This window comes from Psychromicrobium lacuslunae (assembly GCF_000950575.1).
Lineage (GTDB): Bacteria > Actinomycetota > Actinomycetes > Actinomycetales > Micrococcaceae > Renibacterium > Renibacterium lacuslunae.
On record NZ_CP011005.1, the window covers coordinates 2,721,193 to 2,746,274 of the forward strand.

At 59.7% G+C, this 25,082-nt stretch carries 23 protein-coding genes; 9 read left to right on the plus strand and 14 right to left on the minus strand.

What is annotated here, in order from left to right; genetic code table 11:
- Positions 1 to 7: 7 nt before the first annotated feature.
- Positions 8 to 1,183 (minus strand): acyl-CoA dehydrogenase family protein, encoded by a 1,176-nt coding sequence (locus UM93_RS12755; protein WP_045075940.1) that lies wholly within the window; start codon positions 1,181 to 1,183, stop codon positions 8 to 10.
- On the minus strand, positions 1,180 to 1,983 hold the full coding sequence (locus UM93_RS12760) for an SDR family NAD(P)-dependent oxidoreductase (RefSeq protein WP_045075941.1): 804 nt from the start codon (positions 1,981 to 1,983) through the stop codon (positions 1,180 to 1,182). The genes UM93_RS12755 and UM93_RS12760 overlap by 4 nt, the downstream gene beginning before the upstream one ends.
- Before the next feature lie 126 nt (positions 1,984 to 2,109).
- On the opposite strand from UM93_RS12760, the gene UM93_RS12765 reads away from it, so the two are divergent.
- Positions 2,110 to 3,186 carry a glycoside hydrolase family 76 protein gene (locus UM93_RS12765; protein ID WP_045075942.1) on the plus strand — a complete coding sequence of 359 codons (1,077 nt, stop codon included), beginning with the start codon at positions 2,110 to 2,112 and terminating at the stop codon, positions 3,184 to 3,186.
- Here UM93_RS12765 and UM93_RS17495 read toward each other — a convergent pair.
- Entirely contained in the window at positions 3,083 to 3,844 is a 762-nt protein-coding gene (locus tag UM93_RS17495; protein WP_082057142.1) for a phosphatase PAP2 family protein, read from the minus strand. The two genes, UM93_RS12765 and UM93_RS17495, sit on opposite strands and share 104 nt — an antisense overlap.
- A 97-nt stretch (positions 3,845 to 3,941) precedes the next feature.
- Positions 3,942 to 4,538, minus strand: a complete 597-nt coding sequence (locus tag UM93_RS12775; protein ID WP_045075944.1) for a YdeI/OmpD-associated family protein — start codon at positions 4,536 to 4,538, stop codon at positions 3,942 to 3,944.
- 68 nt (positions 4,539 to 4,606) lie between these two features.
- On the opposite strand from UM93_RS12775, the gene UM93_RS12780 reads away from it, so the two are divergent.
- From UM93_RS12780 to UM93_RS12790, 3 genes are all read left to right on the plus strand, one after another.
- Positions 4,607 to 4,774 (plus strand): hypothetical protein, encoded by a 168-nt coding sequence (locus UM93_RS12780; RefSeq protein WP_045075945.1) that lies wholly within the window; start codon positions 4,607 to 4,609, stop codon positions 4,772 to 4,774.
- Positions 4,774 to 5,517, plus strand: a complete 744-nt coding sequence (locus UM93_RS12785) for a VOC family protein (protein WP_045075946.1) — start codon at positions 4,774 to 4,776, stop codon at positions 5,515 to 5,517. The genes UM93_RS12780 and UM93_RS12785 overlap by 1 nt, the downstream gene beginning before the upstream one ends.
- A gap of 157 nt (positions 5,518 to 5,674) precedes the next feature.
- Positions 5,675 to 6,217 (plus strand): NUDIX hydrolase family protein, encoded by a 543-nt coding sequence (locus UM93_RS12790; RefSeq protein WP_045075947.1) that lies wholly within the window; start codon positions 5,675 to 5,677, stop codon positions 6,215 to 6,217.
- Here the strand turns inward: UM93_RS12790 and UM93_RS12795 are convergent, their stop codons facing one another.
- From UM93_RS12795 to UM93_RS12820, 6 genes are all read right to left on the minus strand, one after another.
- On the minus strand, positions 6,218 to 10,006 hold the full coding sequence (locus UM93_RS12795) for a TIGR03773 family transporter-associated surface protein (RefSeq protein ID WP_045075948.1): 3,789 nt from the start codon (positions 10,004 to 10,006) through the stop codon (positions 6,218 to 6,220).
- A 115-nt stretch (positions 10,007 to 10,121) separates the two neighbouring features.
- Positions 10,122 to 10,805, minus strand: coding sequence for a TIGR03769 domain-containing protein (locus tag UM93_RS12800; RefSeq protein ID WP_045075949.1), 684 nt, complete (start codon positions 10,803 to 10,805; stop codon positions 10,122 to 10,124).
- Positions 10,802 to 11,755 carry an anchored repeat-type ABC transporter permease subunit gene (locus UM93_RS12805; protein ID WP_082057143.1) on the minus strand — a complete coding sequence of 318 codons (954 nt, stop codon included), beginning with the start codon at positions 11,753 to 11,755 and terminating at the stop codon, positions 10,802 to 10,804. Before UM93_RS12805 ends, UM93_RS12800 begins: the two co-directional genes overlap by 4 nt.
- Positions 11,752 to 12,552, minus strand: coding sequence for an anchored repeat-type ABC transporter ATP-binding subunit (locus UM93_RS12810; protein ID WP_199921750.1), 801 nt, complete (start codon positions 12,550 to 12,552; stop codon positions 11,752 to 11,754). Before UM93_RS12810 ends, UM93_RS12805 begins: the two co-directional genes overlap by 4 nt.
- Positions 12,549 to 13,505, minus strand: coding sequence for a choice-of-anchor M domain-containing protein (locus UM93_RS12815; protein ID WP_045075950.1), 957 nt, complete (start codon positions 13,503 to 13,505; stop codon positions 12,549 to 12,551). The genes UM93_RS12810 and UM93_RS12815 overlap by 4 nt, the downstream gene beginning before the upstream one ends.
- A complete protein-coding gene (locus UM93_RS12820) occupies positions 13,502 to 15,103 on the minus strand; it encodes an anchored repeat ABC transporter, substrate-binding protein (RefSeq protein ID WP_052663788.1) in 1,602 nt (533 codons plus the stop codon). Before UM93_RS12820 ends, UM93_RS12815 begins: the two co-directional genes overlap by 4 nt.
- A gap of 101 nt (positions 15,104 to 15,204) precedes the next feature.
- Here UM93_RS12820 and tgt point away from each other — a divergent pair, with 101 nt between their 5' ends.
- From tgt to UM93_RS12835, 3 genes are all read left to right on the plus strand, one after another.
- Positions 15,205 to 16,455, plus strand: a complete 1,251-nt coding sequence (gene tgt, locus UM93_RS12825) for a tRNA guanosine(34) transglycosylase Tgt (RefSeq protein ID WP_234399312.1) — start codon at positions 15,205 to 15,207, stop codon at positions 16,453 to 16,455.
- A 51-nt stretch (positions 16,456 to 16,506) separates the two neighbouring features.
- Entirely contained in the window at positions 16,507 to 18,297 is a 1,791-nt protein-coding gene (locus tag UM93_RS12830) for a gamma-glutamyltransferase family protein (RefSeq protein WP_045075951.1), read from the plus strand.
- Between the two features lie 72 nt (positions 18,298 to 18,369).
- Positions 18,370 to 18,888 (plus strand): mycothiol transferase, encoded by a 519-nt coding sequence (locus tag UM93_RS12835; RefSeq protein WP_045077412.1) that lies wholly within the window; start codon positions 18,370 to 18,372, stop codon positions 18,886 to 18,888.
- Here UM93_RS12835 and UM93_RS12840 read toward each other — a convergent pair.
- The 4 genes from UM93_RS12840 to UM93_RS12855 form a co-directional block, all read right to left on the minus strand.
- Positions 18,885 to 19,586 carry a queuosine precursor transporter gene (locus UM93_RS12840; RefSeq protein ID WP_045075952.1) on the minus strand — a complete coding sequence of 234 codons (702 nt, stop codon included), beginning with the start codon at positions 19,584 to 19,586 and terminating at the stop codon, positions 18,885 to 18,887. The two genes, UM93_RS12835 and UM93_RS12840, sit on opposite strands and share 4 nt — an antisense overlap.
- 148 nt (positions 19,587 to 19,734) lie before the next feature.
- Complete coding sequence (locus UM93_RS12845; protein ID WP_045075953.1) at positions 19,735 to 21,279, minus strand: APC family permease; 1,545 nt, start codon at positions 21,277 to 21,279, stop codon at positions 19,735 to 19,737.
- A gap of 27 nt (positions 21,280 to 21,306) precedes the next feature.
- Positions 21,307 to 22,155 (minus strand): universal stress protein, encoded by an 849-nt coding sequence (locus UM93_RS12850; RefSeq protein ID WP_045075954.1) that lies wholly within the window; start codon positions 22,153 to 22,155, stop codon positions 21,307 to 21,309.
- The gene (locus tag UM93_RS12855) at positions 22,155 to 23,558 is read right to left on the minus strand and encodes a flavin monoamine oxidase family protein (RefSeq protein WP_045075955.1); all 1,404 of its coding nucleotides are present in this window, start codon (positions 23,556 to 23,558) and stop codon (positions 22,155 to 22,157) included. The genes UM93_RS12850 and UM93_RS12855 overlap by 1 nt, the downstream gene beginning before the upstream one ends.
- Before the next feature lie 220 nt (positions 23,559 to 23,778).
- On the opposite strand from UM93_RS12855, the gene UM93_RS12860 reads away from it, so the two are divergent.
- Both UM93_RS12860 and UM93_RS12865 read left to right on the plus strand, forming a co-directional pair.
- Positions 23,779 to 24,477 (plus strand): TetR/AcrR family transcriptional regulator, encoded by a 699-nt coding sequence (locus tag UM93_RS12860; RefSeq protein WP_045075956.1) that lies wholly within the window; start codon positions 23,779 to 23,781, stop codon positions 24,475 to 24,477.
- 28 nt (positions 24,478 to 24,505) lie between these two features.
- Complete coding sequence (locus UM93_RS12865; RefSeq protein WP_045075957.1) at positions 24,506 to 24,925, plus strand: VOC family protein; 420 nt, start codon at positions 24,506 to 24,508, stop codon at positions 24,923 to 24,925.
- The last annotated feature ends 157 nt before the right edge of the window (positions 24,926 to 25,082 follow it).

Sequence of the window (25,082 nt, forward strand, 5' to 3'; positions counted from 1 at the left end):
AGCGGCTTTAGACGATGGCAGAAATTCCGGTGATGGCACGCCCGGCGATCAAAGTGTTCACCTCGTAAGAACCTTCATAGGTGAAGATAGCTTCAGCATCGGCAAAGCACTTGGCCATCCGGTAATCCGTCACGATGCCATTGCCGCCCAGAATGGAGCGGCCCATCGCCACCGTCTCCCGCATCCGATCAGTGGTGAAAGCCTTAGCCAGCGCAACCTGCTCCATCGCCACCTCGGGCAGCGAGGTGAGCTGGGCCATCATGGTCAGCGAGGCAGTGGCATTGCCGAGCATTTTCACTAGCTGAGCTTGAATCAGCTGAAATGAGGCCAGCGGGCGACCAAATTGCAGGCGTTCCAGCGCGTACTGCCGAGCAATATCAAAGGCACCCAATTGCTGGCCAACCGCCTGCCAAGCCACCATAATGCGCGAGCCCTGCAGCAGCACATTGGTGTCTTTGAAGGAGTCAATGCCCTGGAAGCGATCCGCCTCGGAGATCCTTACATCGTTGAGCAAGATATGCGCATTCTGCACGGTGCGAAGCGCAATTTTATTTTCGATCTTCTCCCGGCTGACCCCTGGCAACCGGGCATCTAAAATGAATCCACGCATCTGCCGAGTCTCTTCATCCCGGGCCCAGAGCAGCATGTAATCGCAAAAAGTGCCATTGCCGATCCAACGCTTCGCTCCGTTAATCAGCCAAGAATCACCATCGCGACGGGCTGTAGTGGCCATCCCGCCAGCGACGTCGGAACCGTGCTCCGGTTCGGTGAGTGCGAAAGCTCCCGTGCTGCGCAAGGCGAGCGCATCGGCGAGGTACCGCTCACGCTGCTCGTCATTACCGAACTGATAAAGCGACTCCACGAAAAGGTCGTGATGCACCAGGAAGAAGGTCGCCAATGAGGTGTCCACCCGGGTCATCTCGGCTATTACCAAACCCGAGAACAGTGGACTGTAGCCCTGTTGAATTGCGGTGGAGAGCCCTAGCTTGGCCAGTTCTGGCAGGATGTGCTCAGGGAATTCGGCGGCGTTCCACCAATCGACGCAATAGGGAGCCACCTGTTCGGCGAGAAATTCCCGCAGGCGGCCGAGCTTCTGCTGCTCGAAGCCGGTCAACCCGGCCTCTAAGGAGAAGAAATCGGCGGTCGGTAGCCCGGCATCGGCGGCGAGCTGATCGACTGTCATTTGGGCTGCATCCTGATTGCGCCGTCGAGCCGGATGGTCTCGCCATTGAGCATCGCATTCGCCACAATATGCTCCACCAAGGCAGCGTACTCCTCGGGCTTACCGAGCCTCGAGGGATGCGGTACCTGAGCAGCTAGGGAGTCCTGGGCGGCTTGCGGCAGCCCAGCCATCATCGGGGTTTCAAAAATACCCGGTGCAATCGTCATCACCCGGATCTGGGACCTGGCCAGTTCGCGCGCTACCGGCAACGTCATCGCAGCCACCGCACCTTTAGAGGCCGAATAAGCAGCCTGACCGATCTGACCGTCGAAGGCGGCCACCGAGGCGGTGTTCACCACCACGCCGCGTTCCTCGGTCTCGAACTCGCCCACGGTCGGCGAATTCTCAGCCATCTTCGCGGCGGCCAGCCGGAGCACATTGAAAGTACCAATCAGGTTGACCTGAATGACCCTGACAAAGGCCTCGATCGGCAGCACCCCTTCCTTGCCCAGTACCTTGCCCGGGGTAGCAATTCCGGCACAGTTCACCACGACTCGGAGCGGACCCAATTGGCCGGCAATTTCGATCGCCTCTTTGACTTCTTGGTCGTGCAACACGTTCGCGGGCACGAATACCGCGCTCTTCTCGCGTTGCGCACTCAGTTCCCGGGCTAGTTCCGCCCCGTTCGAGGTAGGCAAATCAATGAGCACCACGGTCAGCCCGGCTGCGTGCAGGCGACGAGCCGTCGCGGCACCGAGCCCGGAGGCACCACCGGTAATCAGAGCCGTTGCGTTTTCGTTCGCCAAACTAGTCAGGTCCACAAGTCCTCCTCAGAAACTTTTCCGTTAAAGAATCCTAACTGAGATTACTAACCGCTCGAAGGAACACAGCAGCCCAGCTCTTTGATTGCAGCAGGATTCGTTCAGTGTCCGAGATAAGGTGGTGGCATGACCAGCGCCGAGGAGTGGGCAGCACGCGCCGCAGCGGCGGGTGCTGCGGTGAACACTCGCTTCGGCCATCGCCTTTTCGGCCTACCTGGCACTTGGCTAGGCCGAATTTCCAGCGCTGGGGTGCAACGCACCGAATGGCACTATTGGTGGCAGGCGCACTACCTGGATTGTCTGGTCGACGCTGGCTGGCGGGAATATCTAGCTCACGAGAATGAAGCCCTGCGGCTCAGCATGCGTCGGATCAAAGCCCTGCCAAGAACCATCCGACTGCGAAATTTCCTGCGTTTCAGCAATAGCTTCTTTGACGATATGGCCTGGCTGGCGCTAGCTGCGGGCCGGGCCGATGCGCTGCGGCGCAAGGCCGAGGGGAAAGCCCTGCCACAGGCCCGTGCGGTGCGACGAAGCCTGGAACCGCAGCTACGCAAAGCCTTCAGTGATGAACTGGGCGGCGGTATGTTCTGGTCAAAGCAGCGAGATTACAAGAATGCCCCGGTGAATGGCCCCGGCGCCCTCTATTTCGCCCGGACCGGCGATGCCAGCCGGGCCCAGCGGATCCTGGATTGGATGCGTGAGTATCTCTGGGATCCGGAACGCCAGCTCTACATTGACGGCGTTCACCTGCGTCTCGATGGCCCGGAACGTGAGGAAACTATTTGGAGTTATAACCAGGGACCAGTGCTCGGTGCGCTTTGTGCGCTGCCCACCCCGGAAAATCTCGTACTGGCCGCCGAGGTCATCGATGGCGTGGAACGCGGTTTACTGGACAATGGCGCACTACGTTTGCACGGCGACGGTGATCCGGGCCTGTTCACCGGAATCCTGGCTCGCTACCTCTCAATTGCCGCACGCACCAGCTCGTTACCGGAGTCCAGCAGGTCCACCGCCCGCCAGATGGTTTTCGACACCGCCGAGGCGCTCTGGGAGTCGCGCTCGAGCGAGCAACCACTGCTTTTTACCGACCGGCTGGGGATCAGCGCTGATCAGGCGTTTCCTGGGGCGGGGGCTGTCGATCTATCGACTCAGCTGCAGGCTTGGATGATTTTCGAAGTGGCACATCAGCTCGCCTTGGCCTGAACACGTCGACGGCTATCAGCACCCCAAGGAAGAAGACAGCGATCGGAATCGAAGCGCTGATATCGGTCAGCCAGTGATATCCCAGGTACATTCTGCTTAGCGCCATCAAGCTGATCAGCAGCGCCGCTGAGACTATCCACAACAGTAATTTCAGCCTGGAGAACTTACGGCTGAGCAGCAGATAGCCGAGGGCCAAAATAAAGATCGAGATACCCAGGGTGTGCCCGGAGGGGAAGGAGAAGGAGTGATTGGCGCCGGTGGCCATATCGACCAGCGGTGGTCGACGTCGACCAACCAGATGCTTGATGATATTCGAAGTCGCGGCGCCCAGGGCCATCGCCGCGACCCACAGCATGGGTCGCCACCAATCCCGGCTGATCAACAGCCAGAGGCCCGCACTGATCAGCACAATGCTGGCTAGCCAGGGCGGCGAACCCAAGGTGCTGATCACGGCAAAGAAGATCGTCCAGCCTCGGCTACGTTGACGCAGCAGGTCTTGGAACGCCAGCCGATCCAAGCTGGCTAAGCCACCCCCGGTGTGCACCATGCTGTAGACCGCGATGAATCCTGCGATGCCCAGCAACACCAGCGTTCCGCTGAGAATCAAGAGCCCTCGGGAACGATCGATGGGCCAAGCGCTGAATTGCAGGGATCTCACCTATTTATCTTGCCTGAAAAAACTGGGTGAGCGCTGTGCCAGCTCTAACTCATAGCCAATTGGCTATCACCGGAACTCTTTCAACAACGGTTTAGCTTCAGTTCTTCGGCTTTGCCCGTTGCGGGTAGGGAGTTTCGTGACGGGCCAGCATCTCGACAAAGCTGGCGATCTTGCGTTGTTTAGCCGCCTCCGTCTTGAGCTGGCTATAGCGGAAATAGAGCGCAAAGCGGTTTTGTGCGGTCAGTAACTCGAACATATTCTGCGCCTCGGCGTTGGCAGCGATAGCGGCGAGCATTTCGGCGGGGAGCACGGCCTCGCTCGAACGTGCGTAAGCCCGCTCCCAACGACCGTCGGCTTTGGCCGCCTCGACGGCAGCAAGACCCGCAGGCTGTAGCCTGCCCTCGTTCTCCAGCCGAGCAATGATCTCGGTATTGCGTTCCGACCAGATGCTCTTCGGCCCACGCGGAGTCCAACGTTGGAAGGTGCTCTGCTCGTCCCGCCTTCTCACCTGCCCATCAATCCAACCAAAACACAGCGCCTCCTCGAGGGCTAGTTGGTAGGTTATCTCGGTGACCTGGCCGCCTTTTTTGTGATGCGCCAGCCAGACGCCAGGACTGTCGCGGTGGTTCTGCAGCAGCCATTCTCGCCACTGCGCCACATCACGCAAGACTAACTCGGGCAATTCAATAGCCATTCGCCCATGGTAGTCCTGATCATCTCAAGAGCATTGATCTTAGTTCCTTAGCTTGCTAGCATTCTAGAATGAGTGACGGCAAGGTGCAGTTCAACGTCTATTTACCCGCCGCACTAGTCCGCGATATTAAACATCGCGGCGTCGATGAAAGCACTAGCCTCTCCGCCCTGGTCGAGAAGGCTCTGCGACACTACCTGCAAACGGAGATAAGCCAAGCCACCGAAGGAGAGCAATAATGCTGCGCGTCCGTCCCATCCACTTCACCTCTCGGGTGCAGGAATTCTCTGCCCTCTTTGATGCCCTTGGCTTAGTCAGAGTGGTTAACGATGTCGACTGGCTTGAGTTCGACGCCGGTTCTGGCAGTGTCGCCCTACACCGTACTGCGGCCGATTCCACCGACGACGGGGTCACCTATCTGGGATTCCAGGTCAAGGACCTCGACGTCTTTGCCGAACGCACCCGCGTTGCCGGAAGCCAGGCTGAGATCCTTCAGGAAGCACACGGCAGAACCGCCAAAATCACCGCTCGCGACGGCTTGGAATTCATGGTTGACCCCACAGATCACCTAGAAACTGTTGCAACCGCAAATCCGCAGCTGTCAGTCAACGCGCTGTGGTACACCCCAGAAGTGGCAGCTGCGGCGCAGGACTTAGGAAACATCGGAGCCATCCCGGTGAGCACCGCGAAGAATGGCCAATTCGCCGACTTCAAGGCGAAAAATGGCGGCAAGGTCCTGGTACATATCGCTGAGAAACCAGCACACGGCGGGCTGGGCTTCGGCTATCACGGCAAACTAGAGGTCCTTCTCGAACGGTTACAGGCACACCAGGTGCAAGCTCACATCATTGATGAAAGCTATGGCCGAACCCTGCACCTGAGCAATCCGGACTACGCGGAGCTGCCCAATAACCCCACCGGAGCAACCATCTGGATCAATGAAGAGGATCAAGAGGACCACTACGGCTACCTCAAGCACTAAGATCTCAGCTGCTCCCCTCGCAGCAATGCTCGAGTGTGCAGTTCTACATCTTTTGGACGCCTCAAAAGATGTAAATCTGCACACTCGACGGAGGGTCGGCGAGGGCTCGAGCAACGAGGGTTCATACTTCCGTGCGAATTTCCGGTAAAACTGAATCATGAGCGTACGCACCCCCGACCCGTATCCCGGCTGGCTTTCCGAAGAAGATCTCTACGAGGCCAGAAACCGGCTGCCGATGGTTTACGTCGAAGCCGTGCCGGTGCGACTGGACCCGCTTGGCTACGTCAACGAGATCGGGCTGCTATTGCAGGCCGATGAGGACGGCAGCATGGTGCGCACTCTAGTGTCCGGCCGAGTGCTCTATCGAGAAACCATCAGGGCCGCGTTACTGCGGCACATTGAGAAAGACTTGGGCGCCCTCGCCTTCCCGCAGCTGCCGATCAGCCCGGTTCCGTTCACGGTGGCCGAATATTTTCCGGCTCCTTCGCAGACCAGCTTCACCGACGAGCGGCAACACGCGGTGGCATTGGTCTACATCGTCCCGGTCACCGGAGAATGCAGCCCTCGTCAGGACGCCCTGGAGCTAACCTGGATGACCCCGGAAGATGTCCTTAGCCCCGGTGTGCAAGCCGAATTCGACGGCGGCCGCGGCGAGCTAGTGCGTCAAGCCCTAGCGTTCGCCGGGATCGCCACGAGCTGATTACTTCTTCCGCAACACCCAGATTGTTCCTCCGGTGCCGAACCCGGCGCCCAGGAGCAAGACCCCGGCACCCAGCGCGATCCACCACCACAAGGGCCATGCTGCTTGCGCCGTGGTGTTACCGTCAGCCTCGAGCGGAACCGAGGCCTGAGTTAGTCCCGAGGGTGCCTTGCTGGCCGGCTTGAGCGTGGTCTTCTTCTGCACGGCGCTGGCAACGCAATTTGCCTGACCGCTCTTCGGCGCCTTGACTGCCGTCGAACCCGAGGCGGAGTTTACTGGCTTGGCCGCGATCGCGGCGGGGGCATCTCCCACCAAAACCGTCAGCACCTGGCTGTCGCTGACTCGCGGACCGCCCGAAAGCACCGCTTCTTGCGTCATCTTGAGCCGGTAAAGGCCCGGCTCGCTAAACGCCCAATTGCCATGGGCATGCGTGTTCAACGGAATCTGGTAACTACTCCCAGCGCTCAGCACCTGGATGGGTGATCCAAAGGCACTAAGTTCAAAAATGTGAACTTGCCCCGGCCCCTCGACGGCGTCCAAGCTCCAGGTCACCGGACCGGAGACTTGGCCTGAACCGAGTTCTTCTGTATTCCAGCCGAGCCAGACCAATCCCGGGCGCTGCGTCTGAGGAATCTGGTAAATCGAGCTGCCAGCCGGACCAAGAAAGTCAAAGGCTCCTCCGGGCGAGGTGATCTTGGCGGCCGGTTTGAGCTTGATCACGGTGCTCGCAGGCTCCCGCCACTGCACGGTTCCGGTAGTGCCATCTTTGATTTGCGAGCGCAAACGACCGTCCACTACCCGGGTCGCAAAATCCACGTGGCCCTGGTCCAGAATTGTCGCCCCCGTAGGTAGCGTTGTCGAGGTCGTGCCAGCCAGGCACATCACAGGAGCCGAGGACTGGGCGGCACCGGCATTAGCAGCCGCGGCAATATCAGGCGCCTCACCCGCGCTCTTTACGGTGTCGGGCAAGCCCTGCACTTTCTCGCCCGCAAAACAGCGAGCCGGATCAACCATACTGGCGTCCAGCTGCTCCCCCACCGCCCAGGCCACGGTGAAGTCGCTGCTCGCACCATTGGCTGCGCCTCGATGGAAAGCAGTGCAATACACACCGGGAGCCGAAAATACCCAGGAACCGTGCTGATGAACTGCGGCGGGGATGGTAAATTGATTGACCCCGGCAGCCGAATTGAACTTGATTTCCGGCTGGCCCAGATCGCCCAATTGGTACATCGCAAAATTTCCCGGCGCGGGCCCCGAGCCAAGCGTACCCAACTTGGTCAGGGTCCAGGTCACCGGCCCTAGCTCCGGGACCTCTTCGGTTGACCAACCCGGCCATAGCAAACCGCTCTCCTGGGTTTGACCGAGGAGATAGACCTGAGACCCTGACTTGCCGAGAAAGCCGAAACTGGACCCGGCTTGAATGGTCCGCTTCGCCTGATTTTTCACCTGAAAAACGGTCTTCGCAGGATTCCGATAAACCACTGAGCCCTGTGATGAGTCTTTGATCTGCGTGGTCATGCCGTTTCCCGCGGCGCGGCTCGCGATGTCGACATGACCCTCCGAGATCACCGTGACACCCACCGGCTTCTGAGCTCCTGGCTCCGTCCCCCAACCTCCGGGCTTGACGGCGTCCCCGGGCTTACTTGGCCGACCGCCTTGCGCACAGGCCTTGAGCTGTGAGCGGTTCACGTAATCGCTCGCCGACGGATCGGTCGAACCAACAACAAAACTCAGCACGCTGCTGGAGCGTAGCGGCTGGGTTGAACCGGGGAGCTGGGCGGAAAGGTTCACCGGAACGCAGTACACGCCGGGCTGATCGAAAGCCCAGCGGACACTATTATCACGAGATTGGGCCGCCAGCAGAGTCTGCGGCAAGCCGCGGCGAGCGTCGCTAGAGAGGATTGCGGTATTGCCCCGAAGCAGTTCGACATTGCCCGGGCCGGCGACCTTGCCAAAGGAAATTTCAAGAAGACCGCTCAACGAACTCGGTGTAATTCTGGCCGAATCGAACAAAAGCGCTGGCGAGGATTCGCCGTCCCCGGAGTCGAAGAGGTACTTACCGCCGGAGAGCAAGCTGGAAGACAGGATCAGATTCCCAGGGAGCACGTCGCGCGAGGCTTGCGCGGTATTGCCCTGCACCCGAGCATTTAGTCCCAGCTGGCCTGCCTCCAGCGCTGGTTCCAGCGTGATCATGCCGGCTTGCTGTACCGGGCTGATGCGCTGCGGAGCGGGCGCCGTTTTAGGGCGGGAAAGAACACTCAAACCTGACGTCCCTCCGCTTCGGTCACACGGTATTTGGGAGGCGGCGAGCGCCGGATCGCCAACCCAGACGGTGAGCTGTGCGATGTCGCTCGCCCAAGCTCCCGAGGAGCGCAAGGCCTTCGCTTCAAAGGCCAGGCAGTACTTTCCGGGCTGAGTGAACGTCCAATTGAAGTGATTATGGCTGGCAGCGCCGATCGGATAGCTTTGCGGCATGCCTTGCCGAGTATCGAAATAGACCGCATCCGGACGTAGCCGATCGGTCACCGCATCGTTGAAGAACATTGCAAAATGCCCTCCGACCGGCCCTAATACTTTGGTTAGGCTGGCATCCTCGAAGCCGAAGGCGAGGTCGGCGGGAGCAAAGTCCTCGCCGCTAAAGCCAGGCCAGACATGGTGCTCCAGATCTTCTTCGCCCTGGCCGTAATACCAGTACGGTGTTCCGGGCGACCCGACCACGCTGAAGTTCTGCTGGGAATTTGTCAACGGGACCTTGCCCGAGCGGACGCCGGTCAGCACCAGGTCTTTGAAGGGGACTCGCTGTTGCGAGTTGGCGGCTTGGAGCTGCAAGGACTTACCGTTGCCGCTGAGCGGCGCCCTGATATCAAGGTGCCCCGAGCCGAGCACCTTGACGGGTGCGGAAGGCGTCCCTGGATCGGGGTTGTTCGGGTCCGGAGTGCCCGGGTCCGGATCCGGTTGAGAGCCTTCGCACAACGTCGGTTGAGCGGGTAGCTTACCGGCATAGACGGTGTAGGTAGCAGAAGCGCTAAGCAAGCCACTTTGTTTGCTCTTAATGGTTTGCTCGATCGTCAGGCAATAGCGACCGGCTGCACTGAAGTGGGTAGCGAGTGAACCGGTAATGTTCATTTCGAGGGCTGGCTGAGCGGCTCCGGAACTGAGCTTGCCGCTATCCCAGCTGTTTTCGGTGCCGCCCGCACTGCCGGTGACGACGGCGGTGGCTCCGCTGGGCCCGCTGACCGCAGTGAGTTTCATGGCATTAGCCGAGTTACTACCGGTGAAATCTCGCGTCGTCTCGCCGCGAGCGTTGAGTTCCGAACTGCTCTTGTCGGCTCCTTTGGACATTAAGGTTCCGCTCCCTAGCAAGAGCCTCCCCGCCGCGATGTAGTCAGCTCCACTCTGCTTACTTCCTTTCAGCGCTCCGCCAGCCAGGAAGTTCTCGGTGGCCGGTGTGCCATAGCCTCCCGCCGCATTTCGATCCGGCTCTCCAAGATGAATAATCGCTTGGTTAGCTGGAAGAAAGGTTTCTGCGCTGAAGTTCTTCGTCTCAGCGTCTTCTAACCAGGACTTCTTATTCACGGCGATGCCCGGGGTGAAAGATTCCACCCGGCCTGGGTTGCCGTCAAAAGCCTTCACTAAGGGAGCGAACTGAAGGTAGCCCGCGTCAAGAACTACCGGCGAGGGCGTTGCCGGTGCTGCTTGCACCGGGAGAGCTGGTAGCAGGATCGTCCCTGCCGCCATAGAAATACCGAGGATGATCGAAGCCTGGCGCAAGACGGGGCGAAATTTCACTGAATTCTTTCCATGTATTTTCTCGTGCTAATCGCGGCCACGCCGGGTGCGCAAACGCCTTGGCGGGGGCAATGAGACGTTTGCGCACCCGGCGTGAACCGGTTAGTTCGTCGCCTTATTTGGTGACGAACTTCAAGGTGATGGCTCCAGAATTAGCCACCTTGCCTTCGGGGTTACTCGCGGTCACGGTGACCGAGTAAGTGCCCTTGGCGCTGAAGGTCCACTTGGGATGAGCGTGGAAGGCCTCATCTTCACCAGCCTTCAGAGCGACGGTGTAGCTATTCCCGGCTGTCACCACTCCGGTGGTGCTGGGGAAATTCAAGCTCAGGGTGCCGGGGTTGCTCGCAGCGGGGGTGACCGTGAACTTAATGTGATCGCCGCCGGCCAGCTTCGTATACAGGCCCTTTTCACCGGAATCGGCCCCGGGGGCTTCGTTACCGGAGCCCGCAAAACCAGTGAACAGCTCGTTGCCGGTCTGGCTTGCCGGGATGATCCAGTTGGTGCCCTCCTTCTTTGTCACGTCGAACTCCACTGAGCTAGCTTGCGCCGCAGTGTAGTAGTTGCCCTTGTTTTCATCATTGGTGCCGAGCACCAGCTTGCTGCCATCGCTGCTGATCGAAGCACGGACGACGTCGATATGACCTTCAGTGATGACGGTAGCGGCTTGGGCGGGGGCACCTGCCGCCAGCGTCAGGGCGGCAATGCCGGCGAAAACGGTAGCTGCGATACCCGCCCGGCGTCCGGTCCGGCTGAATCGCTTGGTGGTTGGGGAAGATTCCAGAGTGTGGCTGATAGTCACGATGCGCTCTTTCTAGCGTCGAGGGGATGAAGTTGTTGAGAATGATTCTCAACAACTTCATCTTTGATTAATTGAGAACGATTGTCAACAAGATGCGTCTTGCCCCGTAACACCTTGCCCAGAAGGCCGTGTTTAGGTCCTAACAACCAAGCCAGGACAAACACCGCGGTGGCCACCAAGACGATGGTGCCGCCCACTGGAAAGTCCAGGCTCCAGGAAATATATAGGCCGGCCACGGCGGAGAAGGCACCGATCATCGGCGACACCAGCATCATCACCCAGAGCCGATCCGTGAGCAGCCGGGCGGCCGCCGCCGGGGTGATCAGCAAGGCAAGCACCAGGATGTTCCCGATGGTCTGAATCGAAAGCACCACCACGATGGACACCAGAATGTAGAGCGCCATATCAAGCCAAAGCACGGGCAGTCCCAAAGCGCGGGCCATCTCTCGATCCACACTCACCGCAATCAGCTCCTTAGCCAATAAAGCGATGATGAGGAGCACGGCTGCACCTCCCAGCCCCACCGTCCACACGTCTTCCACCGGAATACCGGTGATCGATCCAAAGAGGAAGGACTCCAGCGAGCCGGCATAGCCAGGCGCCCGAGAGATCACGATAATGCCCAGCGCGAAAGCCGCAGCAAAAATCACGCCAATCAGGCTGTCTTCCCGGATTCGGCGGTTTTGCGAAAAAATCGCGACAAAGATGGCGGTAAGAATTCCCGCCGCCGCCCCGCCAAGTAATAAATTCCCCTGCACCACGAAAGCCATCGCTAAACCGGGGAAAACCGCATGAGAGACGGCGTCGCCAATAAAGGCCATGCCGCGTAGCACCACGAAGCAGCCGATCACCCCGCAAATAATCGAGGAGAACAGCGAAACTAACAACGCCTTGGGCAAGAAACTCAAGGTCGGGTTAGTCAGGTCCTGAAGGAAATCTACGGGAGTCATCGAAGCACCTCAGCAAGCCCGGGAACATCAGGTAATTCCGGCAACACCACCCGACTGCCAAAGACCCGTCGCCAATGTTCCGAGCTGAGTACCTCTCGTGGTGGCGCGTCGATCAGGATCTTGCCATCCAGCAGGGCGATTCGACTGCATTCCAGAGCGGCACTGTAGAGGTCGTGAGTGGTCATCAATAACGCCTTCCCCTCAGCGGCGAGCTGACGGAAGAGATCGGTGAGCAACTCCTGAGTTGGCACGTCAAGCCCGGTGAAGGGCTCGTCCAGCAATAATAATTCCGGGTTGAGCGCGAGGGCACGGGCCACCAGGACGCGCTGGCGCTGACCGCCGGAAAGCTCACCGACCGGGCGAGCCCGCAAATCATCCAGGCCGACCCGGTGCACAGCTGCTCGCACTGCCCGGTAGTCCGGCTCCCCGGGACGACGCCACCAGCCGATTCGCGCGACTCGGCCGGTCATCACCACCGCTTCAACGGTAATCGGGAAGTCCCAAGAAAACTCGTGGCGCTGCGGAACGTAGCCAATGCGCTGCCGTCCTGCAGCCCGGGAGACACCGGCTATCCGGACACTACCTCGGCTACGAACTAGGCCGAGGATGGAACGCAGCAAGGTCGTTTTCCCGGCTCCGTTCGGCCCCAGTAAACCGACCTGCTCACCCGCCTTGATGCTCAGGTCGAGACCGCGAAGCACTGGCCGGCCCGCCAACTCCACCTCAAGCCCCTTGACCAGCAGGGCCTCCACGTCTCGATCCGGCAGATCAACGGCGTCCCTCGCTCTCGCCGTCATGACCGCCCACCGGAGGAAGAATCGATAGCACTGTTCTCCACCGCCAGTTTGGCGCGGCGGCTTTTTACTAGCGAACGCAATAACAACACCACGATCAGCAGCACGGCGAGCGCCGCCGCACCACCCGCAGCCAGCCAGATCAGTCCTTGCCCTGTTTGATCCGTAGCGGCATCCGCAGCTGAGCCAGCGGGCTGAGATGGCTGCTGTACCGCAGTGTTGAAAACGTCCTGCGGATTGGTGCCTGATCCGACCGCGAAGCGCAGCACTTGCCGATCTACGCTGGTCTTGCCGTTGCTGAGCTCAGCCGCGAACTCGACCGTCAACAGGTAACTACCGGGTTTACTAAAAACCCAGTTGGCGTGAGTATGCACATTGGCGTCCATGTAAATGTCTTGACGGGCAGCCTTCGTGGAGTTCCATAGGATTTGGGGAGCGCTGAGGTCTCCGGATTGCAAATACATCAGCACCGAACCGGGGCCCTGCGCCGAGACTAGACTGAATCTCGCCTGTCGCTTGATCGACGCAATGACCCGGGGATCCTGGGTATTCCAACCCACCCAGACCACGCCGGGCTGCTGGGTTTGCGGCACCACATAGACTTCCTGACCCGCCGGGATACCGAGGAATCGGTAACTCGGGTCATCCGGCACAGCCTGCTTGGCCTGATCGGAGACCTGGAGCACCACATCGGGAAGCGAACGCCAGACAGGCTTCGCGCCAGAGTCATCGTGCAGTTGAACGGCCCAGTTCTCGTTCGGCCCCTGGCTGAAGCGTGGACCGATATCGACGTGACCATTGGAGATCACCGCCTGACCATTCACCGCTGGCTCGTCAGGAGCGATGGTCTGCGGAGTGTTCTGAACAGTGGGCGCGGTTGGCGAGGGCGGCAAGAGCGGCGTGCTCAGCACCGCGGCGGCAAGGATTGATGCCGCCACCGAGGAAATCAATTTCATGGGGTGACTTTCTTTGAGGGTTTCAGGCAAGTGGCGATTGAGTCGGCATTGGCGCGCATCATCTCTAAATAAGAGCCAACGTGCTCGTCGAAGGTATCGCCGTAGATTGGGCAGACCTGGACGCCGAGTTCGGCGGCGACCTGACTCAGGGTGGAGGAACGGCTACGCAAATTGGGTTCCAGGAAAACCGCGTTGACCTTGAGATTACTCATCGTCTGAGTGAGTTTTTGGCGTTCCGCAATGCTCGGCTCAACCGCTGGGTTGGGCGTAACAAAGCCAGCGATAGTGAGGTGATAGCGATCGGCGAAATACCCGAAAGCATCGTGAGTGGTGATGAGCTGACGTTGCGCGGCGGGGATGGTGTCGATTTTCGCTTCGATATAAGAGTCGAGCTGATCCAGCTGGCTGAGATAACGGCGCGCATTCTCCCGATAGCTCGCCTCTCCCGTCGGATCGGCCTTGATCAAGGCATCCTGGATGACGCCAACATAAGCTTTCGCATTGTGCACGTCTTGCCATAGGTGCGGGTCGATTTCGCCGTGCAAATGCTTACCGAGCACGGCTTGAGGCAATTGGTAGATCGAGGCGCCCGAATCGCCCAGAAAGCGGTAGCTGGGGCCTGCCGGCACCTCGTGCAATGCTTTGTTCGGCACCTCGATAATGCTGTTATTCGGATCAAATACAGTTTGGGTTAAATCACCCGAGCCCTCGGGGTCGGCGTAAAAGTACAAGCTGTGCCGGTCCAGATCTGCGGTAACGTCAGCATGGCCGCTACTGAGCACCTGCCGGGCTTTGCCATTGCTGCCTGGACCGGCCTGCGCGGGATCGACTCCGACGGCGAAGCTGAACTCCTGTTCGCCCAGCTGCTGCGGAGCGGTGGTCGGTCGCACCAGCAACTCGGCGCCAACGGTTAGTCGGTAGATCCCCGGCTTAGTGAAAGCCCAGCTCAGGTGGGTGTGGGCGTCCGGCGGCAAGGTGGTCTGATCCTGATCGTCAAGGCCGTCGGCGGAGTTGAAATAGATTTCGGTTTTACCAAACGATTCGGTGCCATAGGCGATCAGCGCCCCGGGCCCCTCTACTTTGGTCGCTCGCAACCGAACGTCCGATGAACGATCCGCACCCAGCTGGATTCCAGTGCCGCGCACCCGCAGGCCGAGCCAAATGGTATCCAGGGTGAGACTTTCCATCAGCGGAATGATGTGCGCACCATACTTTTCGCTCGCCTCGGCAAGCGAGATATTTGGCACGCCGGGCGATAAATTGGCGTCGAGGGACTTAATCAGATTGTGCTCTTCGAGCAGCAGATGGTTGGTCAAGGCGAGATTCGCATAAGCGATATTCCGCACATCGCGCAGGCTCGGCTCATAAGTGTGCGGATCAGCACCCTCAGGCACGAGGGAAATCACGTTCGCCCGCTCTCCGGCGACATTGCGTGCTAAGTCGGCAATGATCCCGGTGGTGGTCACCACCTTGAGCCGATGGTCTTCGTTCTGAAAAGTTGGATTGACGGCGCAAGCGGCGAGCAACGCTAACGCCCCCAGCACGGCAAGACAAGAGAGATACCGACGGCGCAGACGCCGTCGATCAGTAAGGATCATGGTGTTCTTTCTACGTGGCTTCGTTTCATACTATCGATAATGATTATCATTTGCATTTATCACGAAATGTGAATCCACCATTGATCGGCGAGAATAGACAGGTGTCTTCACCTGATTTCAGCTTCACCACGCAAACCCGATTGAGCGATACCGTGCCCGCGGCGGGTGAATTCCTTGGTCGTACCGGCACCATCAATACCCCGCACGGAGAGATTCAAACACCAGCCTTCATCGCCGTTGGCACCAAGGCCACGGTCAAGGCGGTCCAGCCCGAGTCAATGGCCGAGCTCGGTGCCCAGGCATTGCTAGCCAATGCCTACCACCTTTACCTGCAACCCGGCCCGGACATCGTCGACGAAGCCGGTGGTTTGGGCAGTTTCATGAACTGGGCTGGCCCCACCTTCACCGACTCCGGGGGCTTCCAAGTGATGAGCCTGGGTTCGGGCTTCAAAAAAGTGATCAATATGGATGCGGTGGACAATGCAGGCGCTGATGACCGAGTAGCTGCCGGACGGGAGCGGCTAGCTCATATCGATGATGACGGCGTCTGGTTCAAATCCCACCTTGACGGCTCGCGGCACCGGTTCACACCGGAAGTTTCTATGCAGGTGCAGCACCAACTCGGTGCCGACATTATGTTCGCTTTTGACGAGCTCACCACCTTGCATAATTCGCGGGGGTATCAGGAAAATGCGCTGGAACGCACCCGGCTGTGGGCTGAACGCTGCCTAGCCGAACATCGCCGGCTCACCGAAGAGCGGCACAGCAAGCCGTATCAGGCACTATTCGGCGTGATTCAGGGCGCCCAGTACGAAGATCTGCGCCGCAAGGCCTGCCGAGACCTGGGCAACATGGAGATCGCTGAGACGCAGTTCGATGGTTTCGGGCTGGGCGGGGCCTTAGAAAAAGAAAATCTTGGCACCATCGTGCGCTGGTGCTGCGAGGAACTACCCGAGAACAAGCCGAAACATCTACTGGGCATTTCAGAACCGGACGATATTTTCGTCGCCATCGAAAACGGTGCCGACACTTTCGATTGCGTCTCCCCGACTCGAGTCGCTCGCAACTCGGCGTTCTACACCCCGTACGGCCGAAAGAACCTCTCCAACGCCAAGTACAAAAGAGACTTCGGCCCGCTGATGGAAGGCTGCGATTGCTACACCTGCGGAAGCTACTCTCGCGCCTACATCCATCACCTTTACAAGGCCAAGGAAATGCTCTCGCACACCCTGATCTCCATCCATAACGAACGCTTCGTGGTCAAAATGGTTGACGATGCCCGGCTGGCGATTGAGGATGGCAGCTTTTTCGATTTCAAGGCTGAGACGCTGGGGAACTACTACTCAAGCTAAGGCCAGGACTGCAGCAAACCGCCAGGAGTCGGCTGGTGTTAGGTTGACGGTATGAGTTTTACGCCGCCCGCTAGCTTCAGCACTCGTCCTACTCTGCGAGGCACCTTCGGGATGGCCGCCAGCACGCACTGGCTGGCCACCGCGAGTGCACAGTCGGTGTTGGAACGTGGCGGCAACGCCTTCGATGCGGCAACCGCGGCCGCCTTTGTGCTGCAGGTGGTGGAGCCCCATCTGAACGGACCGGGCGGCGACCTGACCGCAATCTTCGCCAGCGCCGAAGACCCCGCCCCCAAGGTGCTAATGGGCCAGGGACCGGCACCGGCGGCGGCAAGTCGCGAACATTATTTGGCTGAAGGACTGGAATTGGTACCCGGCTCAGGCGCCCTAGCGGCAGCAGTACCCGGCGCCGTTGACGCCTGGCTGCTGCTATTGCGCGATTACGGCAGTTGGTCACTGAGCGAGGTACTGGAATACGCCATCGGCTATGCCGAGAACGGTCATCCCATGGCCGCCGGGGTGCAACGTACCATCGAAACCGTTCAGGAACTCTTCATCGAGCACTGGCCGAGCTCAACCTCGCAATGGCTGCCCGAAGGACGAGTTCCTCAGGCCGGTGAGCTGATCTACAACCGGCCCTGGGCGGCGACTCTGAAGAATCTCTGCAGCGCAGCACCGGAGGGCGATCGGACCACCCAAATCGAGGCCACCCGGCAGTTCTGGCGGCACCAGGTCGCCGAGGCCGTTGAACGCTTTGCCGCCATGCCACATCGGCACTCCTCCGGCACCGATCACGCCGGGGTAATCAGCGCCGCGGATTTCCAGACTTTTTCGGCAGGCTACGAAGAACCGGTTCTCGGTAACTTTCGCGGCCACGTGATCGCCAAGGTCGGCCCCTGGAGTCAAGGGCCAGCGCTGCTGCAGAGCCTGAAGATTCTTGACGGCTATCCGGATGCTGAACTTGACCCGTCGACAGCGCTGGGCGCTCACCACATTATCGAGGCGCAAAAGCTCGCTTACGCGGATCGAGATGCCTACTACGGTGACCGCGAAGATATTCCCTTAGCGGAACTTCTCTCGGAACACTATGCTCAGGGCCGACGCGAGCAAATCTCCGAGTTGGCAAGTCGGGAGTTCCGCCCCGGCGATATTCCTGGCACTAAGGCCTTCTTACCACCGCTCCGTTTGGAATATACCGCCCCGGGCATGAACCAGCTCGGAGTCGGTGAACCGACGGTGCGTTCGAATGGCGAGACTCGTGGTGATACCTGCCATCTGGATGTGATCGACGCGGCTGGCAATATCATCTCGGCCACCCCGTCCGGTGGTTGGCTACAGAGTTCACCGTACATTCCCGAGGTCGGGTTTTGCCTTGGCACCAGACTGCAGATGAACTGGCTGGAGGAGGGCGGCCCAGCGACCCTGCAAGCCGGCAAGCGGCCTCGCACTACCCTGACACCAACGTTGCTGCTCAAAAATAACAGGCCGGTGGCAGCCCTCGGCTCGCCAGGCGGCGATCAGCAGGATCAATGGCAACTGCTTTATCTGCTCCGTACCCTGGTGGGCGGCTATTCTCCACAACAGGCCATCGACGCACCGGCGCTACACACCACCTCGCTGGCCGGTTCCTTCTGGCCCCGGACCTGGGAACCGGCGGGGGTGGTAGTTGAGAACCGGCTGGGTGAAGAGGTCATTCAGGAACTGCAGCGTCGCGGACACCGGGTGAGCCGGGCCGGCGATTGGGCCCTGGGCAGACTCTCAGTAGTTGGCGTCGATCCGGAGACCGGAGTTTTCTACGCGGCAGCAAATCCGCGTGGCATGCAGGGATACGCCGCCGGGCGCTAGGCCCTGGGCACGGGAATGCCAAACAGTCACAATGACTTACACCAGCTGAGACTTGCGAAGAAAGAGAGTGCTTTGAAAACCACCGAGCTGTTGACCGACGCTTTCAATCGAATCGACGAAGAGGTCCGAGACGTGCTCAAGGGCCTGGCCACCCAAACCATGAATACTCAGCCCGCGGCAGCCGGTCGAGAACGTTCCAATTCGATTAGCTGGCTGCTCTGGCATCTCAGTCGGATCCAAGATGACCATCTTGCCGACGTCGCGGGCACCGAGCAATTATGGACCGCGCAAGGTTTCGCGGAGCGCGCCGGTCTGCCCCTGCGGGACGCCGATACCGGTTATGGCCACAATCCCGACGATGCTGCCTCGGTCGTCTTCGACAGCCCGCAACTGCTCTCGGAGTATCACGCAGCGGTGCATCGAATGAGCCAAGACTACGTAGCCAGCCTGAGCGATCAAGACCTGGATCGAGTGGTCGACACCCGCTGGAACCCGCCCGTAACACTCGGCGCGCGGTTGGTCAGCGTGCTCTCCGACTGCTCCCAGCACGTCGGCCAGGCCGCCTACGCCAAGGGGATGTTGGGTGGCTAGACGCTCACGCTCTCGGCAACGGATTGACCATAGCTCGGCTCGCGCTTCTTGATCCAGGCGATTACTACGGCGGTCACCGGCACGAACAAATACTGCACGGCAACCTTGTAGACGAAGCCGACAATTACGTAATTGGCCCAGCCGCCGACATCGGTAATACCAATCACCGGAGCCGCCACGGTGCAGAAGATCAAGGTGTCGATGAGTTCTCCAGCGCCCGAGGAACTCAGCAACCGCACCCAGAGCCGACGCTCACCCTGCCTGGCCTTTAACCGAGACATGATGAACGAATTGGTCAGCTGCCCGGCCAGGAAGGCAATCAGTGAGCCCATCACTAAGAGCGGTATTGGGCCGAGCACATTCTCCAGAGCCGCCTGCCGCGTATGACCGAAATCGTCGTCGAAACCGGGCAGGATGATGATAATCCAGTAACACAGTGAGGAAAATAGCGAAAGCGCAAAACAGGTGAACACCGCTCGCCGGGCAACCTTGAAACCGTAGATCTCGCTCACCACATCGCCGAGGATGTAGGCGAAAGGGAACAGGAAGAAGCCGCCGTCGGTGATGATCGGACCGAATTGCACGCCTTTCACAGCGCCAATACCGGAGAGCACCACGATCACCGCCATCACGGCGAGCAAGATGCCAAAATAACGACTGCCAAGGCTGGCGTAGTGGGCGGGTGCGCTGGTTTTCATGGGATTCCTGGGGTTTGAGCTATTCGGAAGCCCGTCTGCACCCAGGCCGCGCACCATTCTACCCATCTCGCCGGTGCGTCTCCAGCCCGGGCACCGCTGGCTGTGTCGGCGGCCCGGCAGAAACATTTGAGAAAGCCGGCCCGCGAGCTTAGTCTGCCGATCCGACCTTGAGCACCTGGCCACGGAAGAACTCAGGCTTGCGTAGATACATCACCAGCATCAGCACGGCACCGAGCAAAATCACGCCAATACCCAGGATGAAGACCAGACCGAGGCCCGCGATCTCTGAGCCGGAGCCGTAGCTGGGATCCATTGAGTCGACGGCCGTTTTGACGAACATCACCAACAGGATCACGCCACCGAGCAGCGGGAAGAGAAAAGCGAAAAAGAAGTCCCGCGCGGAACGCAGCCAACGCTTGCGGAAGAACCACACGCAGGCCAGCGCGGTGATCCCGTAGTAGAAGCAGATCATCATACCCAGTGCGGTGATGGTGTCCCAGAGTGCATTCTCCGAGATGATCCGGGTCAGCGCATAGAAACCGGCTGCGGCAATCGCCGAGGCGATGGTGGCGACCGAGGGAGATTTATAGCTCGGGCTAATCCGGCCGAAGGATTTTGGCAGCGCCCGATAATGGCCCATCGCGAGCAGAGTGCGGCCAGGCGAAACGAAGGTCGACTGCAATGATGCCGCCGAGCTGGAGAGGATCGCCAAGGACATCAGAATGGCGAACGGCCCCATCACTGGACCGGCTAGCACCGCGAAAATACTTGCTTGGTTCTCTGGGTTTCCGGCGCCGAGACCGGTATCACCGATACCCGCAAAGGATAGCGTGGCGAGCGCCACCACTAGATAGATCGCGACGATGATCACCACGGTAAGAGTGGCCGCACGTCCGGGTGTCTTCTCCGGGTTCTTTGCCTCTTCATTCATCGTCAAAGTGACGTCCCAGCCCCAGTAGATGAAGATTGACAGCGAGACCCCGGCGGCGAAATCGGAGAACGAACTCACCGCGAAAGGGTTGAACCAGTCTGCGGTGATCGCGGTGGCATCGAAAGCCGTTCCGGAGGACACATGAATAAAAGCCGAGACCGCGAACCAGCCCAGCACGAGTAGCTGGAAAGCCACCAGGATGTACTGGAAGCTTTTGGTGGTCTCCATACCCCGATAGGAAATCCAGCATGCCAAGGCAATGAAGACGAAGGTGGTGGCGATGTTCAGCGGTAAGTTCTTACTCAGCTCGCCGAGCTCCGGATTAGCAAAGATCTGCGCCAACATTAAGTAGAAGAAATCAACTGCCACGGCGGCAAGATTCGAGAGCACGATAATGGTCGCGGCAATCAATCCCCAGCCGCCCATCCAGCCGATCCACGGCCCGAAGGCGCGGCTCGCCCAGGTAAAGGAAGTACCGGAATCCGGCATCGCGTTATTGAGCTCGCGATAGCCAAAAGCGACCAGCAGCATCGGGATGAAGCCGACCAAGAAAATCGCTGGCAGATGCACCCCAACCACCGAGACAGTCGGCCCCAGCGCCGCGGTCAGGGTGTAAGCGGGGGCGATGCACGAGATACCGATCACCACCGCCCCCAACAGGCCAACCGATCCCGCCTTGAGGCCTTTTTCACTCAGACCTGTACTGCTCTTACTGCTCTTATCGCTCTTATCGCTCAGCTCCGTTGCTGAAGAATTGCTCATCGGACTCTCTTCTCTTTTCCTCGTGCCTTAAGGTGTGATTCGCGATTGATGGCCGCGCGGCAACACGATCATCGGCACCGGAAGTGCTCGCAGGATTCGTTGCGCTGTGCTACCCAAAAAGAGTGATCTGGCCGGTGCGAGTCGGCTCGATCCGATCAACAGGATCTCGCCCGGCTGCTCCCAAGACAGCGCGTCGATGGCCTGTTCAATGCTGTCGCCCTGCGCCACCACGACTTCCGGTTCGAGATTTAGCTCCGGCCGGGAGTCCAGCGCAGCGTTGAGCTTGCTCTGCAAGTTCTCCCGCGCGGCGGTTTGCACACCATCCAGTGGTAGCAGCGAGATCAGCCGGAGCGGCAGACCGCGGCGCTGCGCCGAGTCAAGAGCTAACTCAAGCACCTCGTCGGCACCGGCCCGGCTGCCGATGCCAGCGCTCATCCTGGTGATGGCTTCTTGATTCTGATATCCCTGTGGCACCAAGGCGACCGGCACCTTGGCCGCGTGTAAGAGCGAACTCGCCGTACTGCCCACGGTGAATCGCTTGAACAGACCGTGGCTGGCCGCACCGATCACCAGTAACGCAGCGTCAAACTCCTCGGCAGCAGCAATCAGCGCTTCGGCTTCGGATTCGCCGTGACGCAACTGAGCCCGAGCTGGCACATCGCTCGGCACCATCGCGAGCGCTTCGGCCAGCCAGCGTTCGGCCTGTTGCTGTACCAGAGAGGCTGGCGCGGGTGGGTAGACCGCCCCGAAGGGGGACTCTTCCGGCAGCACCAGCACAATCTCTAGCTCGGCCTCTTGCCGCCGAGCTAGCGCAATCGAAAGGTTCAGCGCCTCCTGCCCCCTGGCATTCGCCTGGTAGCAGACCACGTAACGCATCAGGCACCAGCCGATGATGGAGCCGACTGCGCCGGATTTACCGACGAGCTAGCCAACTCAGCGATGATATTAGTCGCGGTAGCCTGGCCAATGCGCACCGCGCCATCCACGTGCTGATAGCCCTCTGCGGCCAGATCGGAACTGGACCAGTGAATCGGCCCCACCGGAGTGCGTTGATCGGCACCGTAGCGGTGTAGGCCGCCCAGGTCATAGCTGGCGGCATAGGCACCGCGGGTCCACTCTTCGGAGCCCCAATCCGATTCGTAGTAAACCACTGGCTCCAGCGCTTGCGGGCCGAGGTAATTGGCGATCGACTGCAGAATCGCAGCTTTGCGCTCCGCCGCACTGAGCGTAAAAGCATGATCGGCTTTTTCGTCGGAAACAAAGCCCACTAGAGTGCCTCGCGGATCCTCATAGTTGGTGTTGTCGTACACTTCCTGCACTAATTCTGCGGCACCAAAACCGGTACCGGACAGCCCGTCGGCACGCCAGAACGGGGTGTCGTAGACAGCATGGACCTTGATCACCAGGCCGAGCGACTGATGCTGGTGCATCTGATGCTGGCGACGCGGCAACGGCGGATTGAAGGAAACCCGGGAATAGAGATTCGGCGGCACTGCCATCACTACCCGACGCGCCTCAACGCTCACGCCCTCGGCCTCCACCCGCACCGAGTCCTGCTGCCAGCTGATAGTGCGCACCGGAGCGTTGAGTATTACGTCCTCAGCTAGCTCGGCCGCCATTAACTCGGAGACCTGCTGCATGCCACCCACCACTCGCTTATCCAGAATGAAAGCGTCATCCACCAGGTTGCTGAACGAACCAGCGGAGGCCGACATCAGCACGGCTTGTAGAACAGAGAAGGCGTGCGCTGGCTTGGTCAACATGCCGCCGGCGATGAACAGACCGATGCAGTTACAGGCCTCTTCATCATCCGACTGCTGACGCAACCAGTGGTGAAAGGAAATCGTGTCGAGCTCACGGGCCCTGGGGTGCGCCCAGGGCTCCTCGGCGCCAATCTCGGCGGCCAGTTCATCCAACAGCACGGTGAGCTTCTCCATCTCGGCTGCGGTATGCGCCGAGACCGGGAACAATTCGCCGGTATAACGGGTGCGCTGCCCCTCGGCCGAGAGATAGACCGACTCACCCTCGCGATAGCGGCTAAACGTCTGCAGGCCGAGTTCTTCGAGTAGGCCGAGCAACGCGGTCTGATCAGGCGAAACCCACTGTCCGCCGATTTCGAGGGTGGCACCGTCGATCTGATTCGTCCAGGTTCGACCTCCCACCCGGTCCCTCGCCTCTAACACCACGACGCTCAGACCGGACTGGCGCAGCTTACGAGCGGCGCTCAGACCCGAGGGTCCGGCTCCGACAATGACGACATCTCTGCTCAATACGCTCATGACTCCCCTTGCAACTCTGCTCTCGGTAGCTAGTGCCCACTACCCGTATTACCGCCACAGCTAGCGACTACAGCTAGCTGCCTATAGTTAGGCGCCTGCCATTAGGCGTTGACAATTAAATGAATATAATTCATTTAATTGTAGCTTACGTCACATTTGGCAAAAAGGACAGCCTGCTATCGGATGAGATAATCGATTCTTGACTTCTGGAGGAAATAACATGGCGAGTGACCCGGCAGGGCGGCAGAGCGAGGTCCGCCGAAAGGCCGGTCGACCGACTAAGGCGGTGCTTGAGCTTGGCCGGATCACTCAGACCGCGCTCAAGCTGGTCCGTCAGGAGGGCTACCAGGGTCTCACCATGTCGGCGCTTGCCAAACGTCTCAATGTGGCGCCCTCAGCGCTCTACAACCACGTGCGCTCAAAACAGGAGCTGCTGATCCTGATCCAGGATCACCTGATGTCCTTGGTTGAGGTAGCCTGTTTCGACAGCAAGCCCTGGGATGAAGCCATTCAAGACTGGGCTCGGTCGTATCGCGACGTCTTCGCCCACCACACTCCGCTGATTCCATTGATAGCGGTCCAGCCGATTACCAACTCCCCGCAGACGTTGAGGATCTATGAAGCAGTGGCGCGGGGCTTTCAGCGCGCGGGCTGGCCTGAGGATGAGATCGTGAATGCCATTGTCGCGCTGGAATCCTTTATCTTCGGCTCGGCCTTGGACGTCACCGCCCCGGAGAATATTTTTGATGTCGGCGAGCTGCAGGCGGAGGCACCGGTGATTAGCCGTGCGGTGGCCAGCAGGGAAACTCGCTTTGGTCGCTACACCGCGGCCCCCGCTTTCGAACTGGGCCTGGCAGCAATCATCCAAGGCTTGCGCTGGCAGCTATCGACCTTGTCGGAGGGCCGCAGTACGATCTGAGTAACCATTCACACATTGGAGGATTCAGATGGCCACTCGACTCAACCCTTACATCAGCTTCAACGGCAAAGCGAAGGAGGCAATGGAGTTTTACCAGTCTGTACTTGGCGGCGAACTGACCTCCAGCACCTTCGGCGAATTCCAGGCACCGGTGGAGCCAGCAGAACTCGATTTGATTATGCATTCCCAACTGGAAACCCCTAGCGGCTTCACCCTGATGGCCTCGGACACTCCGGCGCATATGGGTGAACTCAAGGAGGGCAATAACTTCTCAGTCTCGCTCAGTGGCGACGACGATGCCGAGCTACGCGGTTACTGGGACAAGCTCACCGAGGGCGGCACCGTCTCAATGCCGCTGGAGAAGGCCCCCTGGGGTGACTCCTTTGGCATGCTCACCGATAAATTCGGTATCGACTGGCTGGTCAATATCACCGGCGCTGCTGAATAACAGGCAATAACTAGCGGAAGCGGAGAGCCGCGGCCACTCACCGCGCGGGTCGGTTTGAACACCACTTCGGTGCTCGGGCCGGCCCTTCGCTATTAACACCTAGCAGCACCCCCCAGCAGCACCCCCCCAGCAGCACCCCCCAGCAGCTCTGTTGGTA